The following is a 12,778-nucleotide window of genomic DNA, read 5'->3' on the forward strand; positions in this document are numbered from 1 at the left end:
GCGGTTGAACCGCAGTATGGGCTCTTGCCCAACCGGCAGGCGGTCAAGATCATCTTGCCAGCCCAGCTATGCCCCCCTCGGAAACCTTCCCGAAGCCACCTCGTTTCTGTCAAATATCGGAAGGAGAGGAATCATGGACTGGAATCGCGTTGAAGGTAATTGGAAGCAGCTAACAGGCAAGGTCAAGGAACAATGGGGCAAGCTGACCGATGACGATCTCGATGTGATCGCTGGCAAGCGTGATCAGCTCGAGGGTAAGATCCAGGAACGCTACGGCTATGAGAAGGATCAGGCCAGCAAGGATGTCGACGACTGGTACAACCGCCAGACCTGGTAATCGGCCGACGTCTCGCCATGGAGGAGCCCGCCCAACGGCGGGCTTTTTCATGCCGGTAGACCAGTAGAACCGTCGATAACGGCCCGGCCTCGAAGTGCCAGCGATACTCGCGACTGCACGGGTTAGCATCATCATCGGGTCTATAGTGTCAATGCTGAGCTAGATCGGCGCCGGTCCCTTTATCATCGTTCTCGTTTTCAAGTTACCATCGGGTCGGCGATTGAGGTCAATGAAATGTCCACTTCGTGCTTCGAAGGTCATCAACTCGGCGCCGGTCTCGTAGGAGGTGTTCGGGCCGAAATAGCGTTTGCTACCGTGCCAGTTCCTGCCTTCGATGAATCGCATTCGGAACGTTCCGGCCGGCGCAGGCACGGTGATGCGGTTATGTCCGGCGACGAATACTGAAAGGATATGCACGTCGGTCCGCGGGTCGAAAAATTGAACCACTGCATTGGCCCTGCTCGTGACGACGGTCAGCGAGCTGGTGATGTCTCGCGGTTTGATCGATCGCATGACAGTCACGGAGCCTGTCTGAGGAAACGGCTCGCTTTTCTCGAAGTCGGGAACCCAACCTCGTCTCTGAATCTCTCCATAAAAGGGAAACAGGATCGTCGCAGCCGACAGTAGCATATCCAACGCGGCGCGGTATGCGGCTTAAGTCTCGAGGACCAAGCCCCGTCATGCCCGAACCGCTGTTTACCGGTGGTCCACGATGAGCTGCCTGCCCATGCCTTGACTTCCTTGCGCCGCCGCTCGCGCATATATTCACGGTCGTCTAGACCCATCTCATCTTCCTTTGGTAAGCAAGTCCGAGGTCAGAACCAGCCGTCCTTGCGCCCCTCATTGCTATCGCGCAGGCTTCGGCCGTCGACGGCGGAGCGGCGGATCTCGAGCTCGACACCGTCGCCCTTCCGCCGGGTCCGAAAGTCGGCATTGCTCAAACCGTTACGCCGTGCGTAGTCCTCGGCAGCCTTCTCGCTGCCGAACTTGCCGCCTTCATCGAACTCCCATCCCATCGGTCGTCTCCTTCGTCTGCCGGCACCGCGCCGGCTGTTCGCTTCACAAATCGAGTCCGAGGCTGCGCTCCGGCAGCGGCGGCAGCAGGTCGCCCTTGTCGGGCTTGAGGTCTGCAAGGGCCTTGAGGTCGCCGCTCTTCAAAGCGGCTGCGGGCGCAGCGCCCGGCACGAGGGGTCCGTCGGGAAGGGGCGGCAAGTCGGTGAGAAGGTCGGGCTTGTCGGCCAGATTGATGCCGTCGATCGGACCAGGATCGAACTTCTCCGGCGCAGCCGGCCCCTTCTTCCCGTCGATGTCGATGCGGCCAAGCGTCTCGAGCGCCGAGGTCTTGTTGCCGGGATTGAGGTCGAGCTGGCGCTCCAGCTTCTCCTTGTCGTCGACCACCATGACGAGCTCGTCGCGCACACGGGTGACGCCCACATTGAAGAGCCGCTGGTTGGACAGGTTGCGCTCGTGGCTGTCCATGACCGTGATGGCTTTGTCGGTCGTGATGCCTTGCGCCATGTGCATGTTGAGCGCGTAGGCGAGATCGAGCCGCGACAGCATCGGATCGCCGAGATCCAGCGTGAGCGTCTCCTTGCCCGCGGTTTCGACCGTCACCCCCGCGGCGTCCACCGACAGCACGCGCGCGAGCGCGGCGTTATGAAGGTCGCGCGGCTTGTCATTGGCGGTCCACCGGATGCGGTCGCCCTCGCGGACGTGGAGGTCCTTCTTCTGGGTGAGTTCGAGCCGATCCCGCTTCTCCGTGGGCGACAGGCTCTGGGGATCGAAGCGGATATGCCGTCGCCCATCGCTGAGCTCGACCTTGCCGCTCGGCAGCACGCGCGTGACATCGTAGCGCCCCTGCTTGAGACCGATGTCCTGCGCGCCGCCGCGGCCGACGTCGAGCGTCTGGCCGACCTGATAGGTCGAGGCATAGCGCAACTCCTCGCGCGTGAGATTGACGCGCTCGTAGACCGTGAGGTGGATACCCTGCCCGCGCACCGTTCCGTCGGCCGCAAGGCCATCCTGGATGCGTTGGTTGATGATCGCGCGTGACGCGCGGCCCGACGCGAACACGGCGGTGGCATCGCGGTCTTCGGCCGATAATGCGAGCCACATGTCGGCTGCCGTCTCGGGCGCGCTGGCGCTCTCATGAACATTGTCGCCCAGCACCTTCATCGCCTCGCCCGCGCGGCCGACATTGGCGAGCGCGGCGACCGTCCGCAGCGTGTCGGTACGCTGGCGGATGTTCTCATCCATCCGCGCCATCGTCCCTCCGGCCGCCTGGATCATCGCAAATGATTTGCCGGCGTCGATCGAGGAGAGCTGCTGACGATCGCCGACCAGCACCAGCTTGTCGACGCCGAGCGCCTCGGTGATCCGGTGCAACGTCAGCATGTCGCTGCTCGAAACCATCGAGGTCTCGTCGACCACCAGCAAGGCGCCCGCCAGCTGGGCCCGCGCTTCCTCGTATCGGGGCGTATCGCATTCGGTGACGAACCGTTCGTTAGCGAGGACGAAGGACGCGATCGTCTGGCTCTTGATGCCGGCACCCTCGGCCAGATCCGCGACCATTTTGTTCTGGAACGCGAGGCCGAGCACGGTTCGGCCCTCGGCTTCTGCGATCCGGGCCACTGCTTGAAGCATCGTCGACTTGCCGGCGCCGGCGACGCCCTGGATCGTGACGGTGCGGTCGGTCGACGACAGGATCAGGGTCGCGGCGGCGAGCTGGCCGGCATTGAGCGGCCGATCGGCAACGCTCTGCAGACGCTCGGGTGCAGCACTCGCCGAGACGACCGGATCTGCCTTGCCGGCGCCTGCCGCGACGCTTTTCAGGATCGCTTCTTCGGTGCGCAGCGCTTCCTGCGTGGTCACCATCTGGACGCCCCTGTCGCCGGGTCGCGCGACCCCGGGAAGAAGCTGGCGGGTCTCGAGGAGCTGGCCGATCCGGTGCTCGACCGTGTCGATCGTGACGCCCTTCAAGCCGAGGTCCAAGGCAGTCTTCGCGAGCAGATGGACGTTGAACGCCGCCTCGCGCTCCGCCAGGATCCGGACTGCCGACGCGACCGCGAGCTGCGAGCGCGCAACCGCCGGCGACTGGGTAGCGCGGGCGAGCCCGCTGTCGACGAGAGGATCGCGTGGGCGCAGGAGCCCGCCGACCGACGTACGAGCGCTCGCGATCGCATCGCTCACCGCGCGATATCCGCGCTCTATCCGCCCCGCCCCGAGACGCTGGCCGGCGCGGGCTTCGGCCGCGACGAGGAGGCTCTTGCCGTCGAAGCCGAGCCCCGCCGCCTTGTCGATCCAGCCTTTAACGAGCCCGTCGCGGTCCTCGACGTTGAGCTTGGGATCGCGGGTCGTGGTAGTGACGCCGTCGCGACCCTTGGCCGAGACGATCCCGAGCGCGGCAGCCTTTTCCAGGATCGCCTCGCGCCGCTGGCTGAAGGCATCGATTACCGCCTTCGGCACGCCGAGAATCTCGAAGGTGCCGTGCTTGCCCTTCAACTCGACCTGGTAACCCATCTTCTCCAGCCCGGCCCGCAGATAGGCGTGATAGATGGCGCCGATCGTCGCGTTGTGGCTCCAGATCTTGTCGGCATGAAGCGCCTGCCATTTGCCGTCCGGCATCCGCGTCAGGTTGGCGACTACGGCATGGACGTGGGCCTGCGGATCGAGCGCGCGGCTGGTGTCGTGCTGGAAGAGCGCATAGACGAGATTGCCGGTCTGGACCGGCACCTTGCGCCCCTCGACATCCTTGCGCCCCTCGGCGAGATTCTTTTCGACCCACGCCATGGTTTTCTGGACGGCTGCCATGTTGGCGGCGAGCACGCGCTTGTCGCCGGCGACATAGGCCATGACCGAAACGGACTTCGGCGCCGAGAAGGTGAGATCGAGGCCGTGACGGCGGTTCTCGACCTGTGCCACGCCCTCGCCGCTTGGCAGTATCCCGCTCAGGACCGCCTCGAATGATTCCCGCGAAACCTCGCCTTCCAGGCCGAGCGCCTCGGCCCCTGCCCCGCCCCAGCTGTTGACCTCCGAGGCGCCGTCGGCGGTGTAATAATTGTCCTTGAAATCGTCCTTCGCGAAATAGTTCGCGGCACCGGATGCGGAGCGGACCGAGGCGATCGAGTGCATCGATCAAATACCCATGTCGAGATCGCTGTCGTCGCGGCCGACGGCGATGCCGTGGCGGAGTTCAACGAGCGTCTGGTTCTCGACCTGGCTAATCTGTGGCGGCGCGGCGCGACCGTCGCGGCGCTCGTCCGACGAGCGGTTTGCTGATTCGTGTCCCTCCGCCTTCTCGCGTGCCGCCTGGGCCTTGTCGGCAGCGTGGCCGGCGGGGGTCGACTGTTCGTTCTTGTCGTCGGCACGCTGCGCCGCCCGATCGGCTTCCGTAATTTGCTCGGCGGCTGGCATCTGCAGGATGCGCGCCGCCATCTCCTTGGCGAGATTGGTCGTATCGACCACCTCATCGACGATCTGAACGGCGCCGTCGCGACCGCCCGCCTCACCCCCCTCGTCTGCGAAAGCCTCCTCGCCGCGGCGCGAGCGGACGGGCTGCATGGAGGGTCTGGCGACGAACCCCGGTGCGACCTGGGGATAGTCCTTCCACTCGAGCAGAATCCGAGCGGCCGGGAAGCCGTCCGGGAACTTCACGAAGCCGTGCATCGAAGGCAGGTTGGTGATGTCGTCGGCGATGACGAGCGGCTCGACCTGCTTCCTGGGTGTCAGCGTCGAGGCGTCGCGATTGTTGTTGTAGCCGTAGCTATAGGCCTCATCCATCTGGCGGACTTCACGGTTGCCGATGTAGCGCGCGCACTGCTCGGCGGTGTCGAGGTCCGCGGTCGCGAGAATGAGCTTCGAGCGGGCGAGCGACGCGAGATTGCGGGCGCCCTGTTCGCCATAGACCTCGACCAGCTTCTCGAAGCTGTGAATGCCCAGGATCATGGCGCCGCCGAACGCGCGGGCGGTCTGCAGGCCGTTCTCGATGGCGGGCAGTTTGTGGAGCGCGCCGAGCTCGTCGAACATGAACCACATCCGCAGCGCGCGGGTGCGCGGCATGGTCATCAGGCGATTGATGCACAGGTCCATCCAAAGCGTCAGCAGCGCCCGGTTCATCGGCAGGTCGACGTAATTGGAGGTGATGAAGAGGATCGCGCCGGGCTGCTTTTCGCCCGTGATCCAGTCGCGGATCGAGAACTGCTCGCCCTCGTCGGGGAGGAAGCGCAGGACCTGCGCGTTGGTGTTGAACACGGCGCGGATCGACTCCGCCATGCGAGCGGCTTCCGGGGCGGTCAGTGGATCCGCGATGGTGTTGGCGAGGAAGCGGTGGACCCGCTTGAGATCCGCGGTCATCAGGTTCTCGGACAGCGCCAGATTGGTGGTCTGACCCCGTTCCTGAAGCCGGATGCACATCTCGATGAACAGGGTGCGTGCGGCCAGCGCCCAGAAGGGTTCGGAGGACCCGCCGTCGGAGGGAATCAGCGCGGCCGCGGCGGCGGTGAATTCGCTGTGCGTGCGGCAGTCGTTGAAGATCGACCAGGCCGGGCAGCGCTGGTCCATCGGGTTCAGGATCGTGTCGCGGGCGGGGTCGAAAAAGGCTTCGACATAGGCCCCGGTCAGGTCGAAGATGACGGCATTGTCCCGGCGGTCGCGCATCTGCGCGACGAGGCTGCGAAGCTCGGTGGTCTTGCCCGATCCGGTCGTCCCGATCAGCATCGTGTGGGACTGCTCCATGCGGTGCGGGTAAGGCACGCCGGCGAGCGAATAGGGGTGATGAATGCCGCCCGCCTTTCGCTCCTGGAACGTCAGCCTCAGCACGGCTTTCGGCGAGAGCGCGGGAAAGAATTTGCGCGCATCGTCCTCGAAGCTGGCGAGGTTGTGCTGGGCGATTTCGGATTGAAGCACGACGTTTTCGACGAGCATGGCGCCACGTTCGTGCCGCTCCTGAAGGATCGTCTTGCCCCGCCGGCGCGAGAGATCGATGAACCAGATCGCCAGCGGCGCGACGACGAAAAGCGAGACCAGCAGAGATCCGATCAAGGCCCGCATCGTCGTCGCCCAAGCCTGCTGGACCTCGGGAATGAACGGCACTGCCGGCATGATCGTGCGCATGATCTCGCCGTTGGGCAGCGTGACGTTGACGCGCTTGTTCGGGTTGAGCTCGATCCAGTTCCAAAGCGTCGCGTAGAGCTTCATGCAGACGAGCTGGAACCCGTGCTCGTCGAGGCGGAATGACAGGATCGCAACCCAGGCCAGAAGGAAGGCGAAGAACCACGCGATGACGGGCAATCGCGCGCCCGAGAACCACATCAGCATTTCGTGGGTCAGGAGCTGGGAGCCGCGGGTGAAATTGCCGGAGTTGCGTTGCACGCGACCGCGCGCGGAATGATGAGTGAGCGGGATATTCTGCCCGTTCGAGCGGATGTCCTCACGCGCCATGATATTGCACCAGGCGCTTGTCAGTCTCGGCCACCAGACGGTCGCGCAATTCGGGGTATTGCTCGCGGATGATGACATCGAGCGCGAGCTGCTGAAACTCGCTGATGCGGGCCAGGCGACGCTGGCTGGCGGTCAGCAGATCGGAGGAGGAGAGGAAGACGTCGAGCGCCGACCGGATGATCTCGGCGACGGTCAGCTTCTGATCGGCCGCGATCGCGCTGAGACGATCCCATTGGGAGCGCTCCAGGCGGATGTTGTAGTGCCGGTAATTGGTAGCCAAGACCAACCTCCTAGCAGGGAGGCTGGTGGGGACTGAAGAATGGCGACGCTTATACCTCGGCGGCAGGGCAGCGACAAGCCGGTCTTCTCACTCGCCCGCGCCGTAGTCTCGAGTAGTACCAGAGAATGGCGGAAATCTGCGACTTTCACGCTCCCCCGCCGCCGTACTACAGCGTACTCCCATTCCCTTCCGCGCTAAGCCGTTGTGCAGCAACGGAAACCCTGCACCTTCAGGTGCGTAGGGTGTGCATCTCCTATGGGGCCGATCGTTGGTCCCGGTTCCGATCCAGCGATGTTGGGAAGTGCCCGCTTCCGGTTCCGGCGGGGCATGAGTCCGCCGCCAGGCGGAAGTGCCGACGGGAAAGCGTCGAGCCCTCGGATTGTCCGGCCAACCGTGCCGTGCCGGCGGGAAAACTACGGCCTGCCTCCGGGCGTCTCAGGTGCAATGGCGGCCGAAGACGCCATTGACCAGGCGAGGATCGTGACCCGCATGGGCGGAGACGGGGCGCCAGCCTTGGCTCCGTGAGGTTAGGTCGCTTGCCGGCCTGAAGGGTCGGCACGGGACCTTAGCGAATAGAGCCGTGTTCGGGCGGCAGCTCGATCCGCCCAAGCTCCCTGAAACGCCTTTCGGGCCGCGACCGTCATCGGTATAACGGACCGGTTCATAGCCCGATTAGCCTTCACAAGAGGCAACTATGGCAAAGACCTTGGAACAGGAGCGTTTGGCGCTCGAGGAAGATGAGCGCCGGCTGGATGAGCGGCGGCGAAAGCTGGAGGAACGCGAGCGTGAGCAGGCGATCGCGACGGTTGAGAAGTCTGGCCTGCTCAAGCTCGATGCCAGGCGGCTGGCGGACCTCGCCGATCGCATCAAGCGACTTGGTATCGAGGAAGTCGAGAAACGATTGGCGGCCTGAATCCGCACCTGCCGCGGCATCGCCGCGGCGCGGTCATGGGGGGTTCGATGCCCCCCATGACCGCACCTCTCCAAGCAAAAAAAGGGGAGAGGCCGCAGCCCCTCCCCGACGCTCAGAATTCGTCGGACATGCGTCCCGGAACCGTGTGTACGACCCGGTCGATGAGCATCATCGGCAGCGCGTCATAGTCGCCCTCGTCGATGGCGACGTAGCGCCCGTCCCCCTCCTCGATGACGTGCTGGTCGAAGAAGCTGTGAAGCGCGCGGCGCTCGGCGAATGCGAGGGCGGCGAGGTAGTTGGCGGCGTCGGCGTGGGCGGCGGTCGAGATGGTCTGCATGGAAGCCTCCTGTCGTCTTGAATGACAGGGGAATGGCCGTCGTTGAGGGAGCCGCCGGGTCAGGGACGCCGGCAACGCCGGCGCCGCGCAGCGGCGGTGGGGGTCACGATTTTCTTCGGCGGCCACTGACGCTGAAAGATGGGGACCGGCCTCGATCCGCCGAAGAAAATGGTGGGGCCCCGCCGTCCTTGACGCGGCGGCTCCCTCAACGACATCCTTGGAAGTCTGTGAGAGATTTTTATCCCCCCGGTTGGGGGACTGGCGCGAGGCCGTGATGCGAGAGCCTGGTTCCGTGCCGTGATGCGGGGCGGCGTGCCGATCGGCCACACACTCGCAGCCTGATCGGGGTCCCAGCGGCAGGCGAGCCATCCGGCTCCAGCGTGCTGCCGGGTGCGCGCGCTTGCGGGGAGAAAGCGTTAACCGAACCGCGTCAGAAGCCCGGCTGTAAGTTCTCCGAGGTCACCGTGGCCGGTGGCCTCGGCAGGCCGTCGCCTGAGTCTTCGATCCACAAATTTATGGTTCGATGTCCGGCCACATGTTAGTCCGCTCGGGCGCTGCGAAACGGGCGGCGCCGGGACTGGTAATCCCGTCGAGAACGGCAACTCGGGGTGAGTGATCACGCCGGGGTGCCTGCGCATATGTCCAGGTGCCTCGGCACTAAAAGCGTAGGCGCATGTCTCGACGTGTTACCAGCCCCGGCTCCCGCGCCTAGCGCGCGGGAGTTGTTGGCTGGGCGCACCGCCGACTGCCGCTGGAATCACCTTCGCGCTCGGGATCGGGACATGGAAACGAACCCGTCAGAGCAGGTCGTCGCGCGTGCGCTGGCGCTGGCGCTGCTGCGCCAGTCGCTGGTCTATCTCGGCACCGCGGAGGAGGTCGCGGCTGCCAGCCATACGCAGCGGGCGATCGACGCTTTGCTCCGCCAACCGGTGAGCGAGGACGACCGAGCATTGCCGCGGAACTGAGGGCCGGCTGCGACCGGGATCTCGGGCCCGCCAAGCAAAAAAATGGGCGCGCCGCCGGAGCGACGCGCCCTGCGCTGTGGAGTGGATTGGACGGAGGCTATGCCCATTCCAGCCGGGGCGCATCATCGGGATCGGCGGTGGTCAGAAGCCGATCAAGTCGATCGAGATACACGCTGGTGCCTTCTATCGCGGCGCGTCGGCGAACAGCCGGATGCGCGAGTCTCGCGCGAACCGCATCCACCGGGATTTCACCAACGCTGTCTGGTCGGAGACCGAGGCTTTCGAGCAGCGCAAAAGCGTTGCTCGATGCGAGGTCGAGTTCGTGGCCGAGGTCGGACGTAAGGGCAACGCGCATGGCGAGCACGCCGGCCTGGTTGACAGGACAGACGCTGATGCGGCGGCGGCGGAACTGGGCTTCCTCGACGACGGTGATGACCGCCTCATCATAGTCGAACAGCCTGGCGATCGTGGCGAGCGCCAATGGGCAGACCCGCGCTTCAAGATGGTTGGAGAGGAAGCCGCCTTCCTCCGGATCGGGGTCGGCGAGGACGATGCCGGAGCGTTCGCCCTCGTCGCGAAGGAGGGCGCGAAACGCGGCGAACTGGCAGGTGCTGATGGCGGCGGTCGGGCCGTCGCGGTCGTCGGCGGCGGTGGCGATGCGGAACGTGACGGACATCTCGTCCTCCCCTGTTGATCCGCAACCGCCCTCCCCCTCCTCTTTCGCCGCCACCGGCGGGGTCGCAGAGCGAGCGCGCACGCGCCCGGTCTCGCGGCGCGAAGGGGCTCGATGCCCCTGAGCGCCGCACGTCGACGCAGAGAAGAGAGAGAGGCTCCGGCTTGCGCCGGAGCCTCTCGGACAAGCGCCTCACGCGGCGCGCTGGCTGCGCTGCTGGGCGAGGCGTACGATGTGCAGCGGGACACCTGCCTGCCGCAGTTTCTGAGCGAGGTTCTGCTGAATGCCCGAGCCCTCGCAGATGACCGCTTCGACCGGCTTGAGGTTGAGGATGCGGTCGTTGCGCACGAACGCTGCCCGGTTGCCCTGGCTGCGATCGAGCCGGAACTGAATCACCTTCACGCCGCGCGAGGCGGCCCATGCGTGCGCCACGGCATCGCACCCCTTGGCCTGCGCGGTCGTCGCGAGGATCATCTCCGGGATGCGCGCCTTGATGCTGTCGAGACCCTTCCAGAGCAGGTCGCCGTCTTCCCAGACCTGACCGCCGGAGAAGGCCACCACGGGTCCCTCGGGTGCGAACTGTTCGCGGCGCTCGCGGGCGCGTGAGGCGAGATAGTCGCGTGCATCGATCATCGAGGCGTTGAGCGCGCTCGACACCCGGCTTCCCCGGACCGGCGAGAAAGGCTTGCCGGTTTCGACGCGGTAGACCTCGGCGGCATGGTCGCGCATGCACTCCATGGCTTCCCGGCACCCCTGCAGCGTCTGGCAGAGGAGCTGCGTGTCCTCCAGTTCGGTCGCGTAGATCTCGGATGGGTCGTAGGCGCGGGCGAGTTCGCCGAGCTTCTTGGCCGCGTCATCCTCCCGGCCTTCGATCCGCTTCGCCACGACGTGGAAGCTGTTGGCGAAACCCCAGGCGAGATCGGTCGCGAAGGCCTCCATGCGCGTGTCGCGCAGCACATCGAACATCGTTTGCATCATCATCTCGACGGCGGCCCGGACCTGCTCGGGATCGGGCATGTCCAGCGCTTCCGGCGCCTCGACAATGCTGAGCTTCGCCATCTCGCTATGCTCGATGAAGGCGCCTTCGTAGGTCTGGGTCAGGTCCTCGTTCTCACGCGCGGCGGCAATGTGGCTGGCGAGGTCGGCGAAGTTGGTGAAACTGGTCTGCATGATAGCCTCCTTGGATTCTCATCCACTCGATGAGGCTTCTCATTCGACGTGCGGTGGTCGTGCCGGTCAGGGACGTTAACCGGGAAGCCGGCGCCAGCCGGACCCTGGTTAACGCCGCGAAGCGGGGAGCGGGGGAGCCGATTTTCTCGGGCTCGGAGCGAAGCGCAGGGATCGTGAAAATTGGGGGAACCGCTCATCCTTGACGGGCTCGGATCCCCGCACGTCACAACTAGGAATTCAGAGAGAGAGATTTTTGGTCACCCACCTCTCCCACGCACCCGCAAGGTGATCGTTACCCGTGTAAGGGGCGGAGACCCGGCGGAGACGGGGCTCCGGGAGCCGCAGGCGAGTAGAGCGCCGGTCCCGCCCGCAGGGTGGGATGCGTCGAACCCCGGTGGCGGTGCAGATCGGTTCTTGAAATGTTGGTCGCTCCGGGCGTGTCGATCTGACAGAGTTGCCTTCATGAGGACCAACCCTTTTGGCCTGCCCGAGAGCGCCACCGACCGCTTCCTTCGCGAGGAACGGGAACGCGCCGCCCTGTACCGCAACGCGCTCGGCGGCAGCGCAGTCGCCGACGCGATCAGACAGGCGAAGACCGCCAGTGAGATGCTACGCGGATTTGACTTCGACGCGCCCTATCGCGGGATACTCGACACGCTTGAGCAGGATCGCAAGCAACGCCAGAGCCTCAAGCACCTGACCAGCAATGCCTGGGCACTGTCGGTCACCGACACGGCGCGCCGAATCGCCCAACAGGACAGGTCATTGCTCGACCAGCAGCGGCATCTGGCCTCGTCGGTGCTCGATACGGTGCGTGCGTTCGAAACGAGCAAGTCGCTGGTTGCATCGGCTATCGCTTCCGCCAGTGCTGGCGAGACTTACAGGCGCATGATCGCCGAGGCGCTACCGAGGTTCACAACCTTCAGCGCGATCGCCGAGCGGATGCTCGTGATCGATACGCTAACCCTGCGCGCCAGCGACGAGGAGCGGGAAACCCCGACCGCATTCGCGGCGCGCACCGTGATCGAGATGCAGCAGGTGGCTGCGGCGATCGTCACTGCGCAAACGGATGAAGAGACGGCCCGGCTGCAAGGCTCGTTGTTCGATCTCGTCCTGAGCTTCTTTCAGGGTCTTGGTCCCAACACGTTGCCGGAGTTGCAACGCATGGGCCTGGTCGGTTTCATGAGTTTCATTCTGACGATCTTGGGCGCCTACGCGCTGATACCGCAGCAGCAGACGATGAGCCCCGATGAGAAGGCAGCCTTCAGCTCGTTGAACGAGAAGATCGATCGGACGCAGGCAGAACATCACAGATACCACGAAGCCGCAGCCCAGTCCGAGGCGGCCCTCCTGGCGCAGCATCAGCGCGCCTATCTGACGCGGGCTGCGACATTGCGAGACGCGCCGTCGCGCAGTGGAGCCGTCGTGTGGAAGGCGCCGCAGGGTACCGAGATCGCGGTGGAAGAGAGCAAGGGCCGATGGCGCAAGATCCTGTTCCGAGACCCGCTCTCCGGCCAGCTTGCAAGGGCTTGGGTCTATGCGACCGCGGTGACGCCGCTCGCAGCTCCGCTCGCCGCAGATGGAGAATAGGATGGGTCTGCCTGTGGCGTGAACCATGCTATAGCGTGACGACGGGCAGCGGTGCGACATGAGTCCCGTGCCTGC

At 65.0% G+C, this 12,778-nt stretch carries 12 protein-coding genes; 4 read left to right on the forward strand and 8 right to left on the reverse strand.

The genetic code is table 11. The features are described 5' to 3' along the window. Positions 1-133: 133 nt before the first annotated feature. Complete coding sequence (locus J2Y58_RS17640; protein ID WP_310106049.1) at positions 134-337, forward strand: CsbD family protein; 204 nt, start codon at positions 134-136, stop codon at positions 335-337. A 159-nt stretch (positions 338-496) separates the two neighbouring features. On the opposite strand, the gene J2Y58_RS17645 is transcribed toward J2Y58_RS17640, so the two are convergent. The 5 genes from J2Y58_RS17645 to J2Y58_RS17665 form a co-directional block, all read right to left on the reverse strand. Beyond that, positions 497-973 carry a hypothetical protein gene (locus tag J2Y58_RS17645; protein ID WP_310106052.1) on the reverse strand — a complete coding sequence of 159 codons (477 nt, stop codon included), beginning with the start codon at positions 971-973 and terminating at the stop codon, positions 497-499. A gap of 179 nt (positions 974-1,152) precedes the next feature. Further along, complete coding sequence (locus tag J2Y58_RS17650) at positions 1,153-1,353, reverse strand: hypothetical protein (RefSeq protein WP_126001390.1); 201 nt, start codon at positions 1,351-1,353, stop codon at positions 1,153-1,155. A 43-nt stretch (positions 1,354-1,396) separates the two neighbouring features. After that, positions 1,397-4,468 (reverse strand): MobF family relaxase, encoded by a 3,072-nt coding sequence (gene mobF / locus J2Y58_RS17655; RefSeq protein ID WP_310106058.1) that lies wholly within the window; start codon positions 4,466-4,468, stop codon positions 1,397-1,399. 3 nt (positions 4,469-4,471) lie between these two features. Continuing rightward, the gene (locus J2Y58_RS17660) at positions 4,472-6,775 is read right to left on the reverse strand and encodes a type IV secretion system DNA-binding domain-containing protein (protein ID WP_310106061.1); all 2,304 of its coding nucleotides are present in this window, start codon (positions 6,773-6,775) and stop codon (positions 4,472-4,474) included. Next, a complete protein-coding gene (locus J2Y58_RS17665; RefSeq protein WP_310106064.1) occupies positions 6,765-7,055 on the reverse strand; it encodes a hypothetical protein in 291 nt (96 codons plus the stop codon). Before J2Y58_RS17665 ends, J2Y58_RS17660 begins: the two co-directional genes overlap by 11 nt. A gap of 694 nt (positions 7,056-7,749) precedes the next feature. Between J2Y58_RS17665 and J2Y58_RS17670 the strand changes: the two genes are divergently transcribed. Next, positions 7,750-7,968, forward strand: a complete 219-nt coding sequence (locus tag J2Y58_RS17670) for a hypothetical protein (RefSeq protein WP_310106066.1) — start codon at positions 7,750-7,752, stop codon at positions 7,966-7,968. Positions 7,969-8,080: 112 nt separating this feature from the next. Here the strand turns inward: J2Y58_RS17670 and J2Y58_RS17675 are convergent, their stop codons facing one another. Then, positions 8,081-8,305 carry a hypothetical protein gene (locus tag J2Y58_RS17675; RefSeq protein WP_310106068.1) on the reverse strand — a complete coding sequence of 75 codons (225 nt, stop codon included), beginning with the start codon at positions 8,303-8,305 and terminating at the stop codon, positions 8,081-8,083. Between the two features lie 782 nt (positions 8,306-9,087). Between J2Y58_RS17675 and J2Y58_RS17680 the strand changes: the two genes are divergently transcribed. After that, positions 9,088-9,270, forward strand: coding sequence for a hypothetical protein (locus J2Y58_RS17680; RefSeq protein WP_310106071.1), 183 nt, complete (start codon positions 9,088-9,090; stop codon positions 9,268-9,270). Positions 9,271-9,367: 97 nt separating this feature from the next. Here J2Y58_RS17680 and J2Y58_RS17685 read toward each other — a convergent pair whose 3' ends face one another. Further along, the gene (locus J2Y58_RS17685) at positions 9,368-10,000 is read right to left on the reverse strand and encodes a hypothetical protein (RefSeq protein ID WP_310106074.1); all 633 of its coding nucleotides are present in this window, start codon (positions 9,998-10,000) and stop codon (positions 9,368-9,370) included. A 135-nt stretch (positions 10,001-10,135) separates the two neighbouring features. Continuing rightward, on the reverse strand, positions 10,136-11,113 hold the full coding sequence (locus J2Y58_RS17690) for a DUF2493 domain-containing protein (protein WP_310106077.1): 978 nt from the start codon (positions 11,111-11,113) through the stop codon (positions 10,136-10,138). 462 nt (positions 11,114-11,575) lie between these two features. Here J2Y58_RS17690 and J2Y58_RS17695 point away from each other — a divergent pair, with 462 nt between their 5' ends. Further along, the gene (locus tag J2Y58_RS17695) at positions 11,576-12,703 is read left to right on the forward strand and encodes an SH3 domain-containing protein (protein WP_310106080.1); all 1,128 of its coding nucleotides are present in this window, start codon (positions 11,576-11,578) and stop codon (positions 12,701-12,703) included. Positions 12,704-12,778: the final 75 nt, after the last annotated feature.

Origin of the sequence: Sphingomonas sp. BE138, from assembly GCF_031456125.1 — a bacterium.
Lineage (GTDB): Bacteria > Pseudomonadota > Alphaproteobacteria > Sphingomonadales > Sphingomonadaceae > Sphingomonas.

What these genes read in the sequence shown, in the direction of transcription:
- J2Y58_RS17650 (WP_126001390.1), bottom strand. Translation starts at nt 1,353, where the DNA reads ATGGGATGGGAGTTCGATGAAGGCGGCAAGTTCGGCAGCGAGAAGGCT.
- J2Y58_RS17670 (WP_310106066.1), top strand. Translation starts at nt 7,750, where the DNA reads ATGGCAAAGACCTTGGAACAGGAGCGTTTGGCGCTCGAGGAAGATGAG.
- J2Y58_RS17680 (WP_310106071.1), top strand. Translation starts at nt 9,088, where the DNA reads ATGGAAACGAACCCGTCAGAGCAGGTCGTCGCGCGTGCGCTGGCGCTG.
- mobF (WP_310106058.1), bottom strand. Translation starts at nt 4,468, where the DNA reads ATGCACTCGATCGCCTCGGTCCGCTCCGCATCCGGTGCCGCGAACTAT.
- J2Y58_RS17640 (WP_310106049.1), top strand. Translation starts at nt 134, where the DNA reads ATGGACTGGAATCGCGTTGAAGGTAATTGGAAGCAGCTAACAGGCAAG.
- J2Y58_RS17690 (WP_310106077.1), bottom strand. Translation starts at nt 11,113, where the DNA reads ATGCAGACCAGTTTCACCAACTTCGCCGACCTCGCCAGCCACATTGCC.
- J2Y58_RS17695 (WP_310106080.1), top strand. Translation starts at nt 11,576, where the DNA reads ATGAGGACCAACCCTTTTGGCCTGCCCGAGAGCGCCACCGACCGCTTC.
- J2Y58_RS17660 (WP_310106061.1), bottom strand. Translation starts at nt 6,775, where the DNA reads ATGGCGCGTGAGGACATCCGCTCGAACGGGCAGAATATCCCGCTCACT.
- J2Y58_RS17675 (WP_310106068.1), bottom strand. Translation starts at nt 8,305, where the DNA reads ATGCAGACCATCTCGACCGCCGCCCACGCCGACGCCGCCAACTACCTC.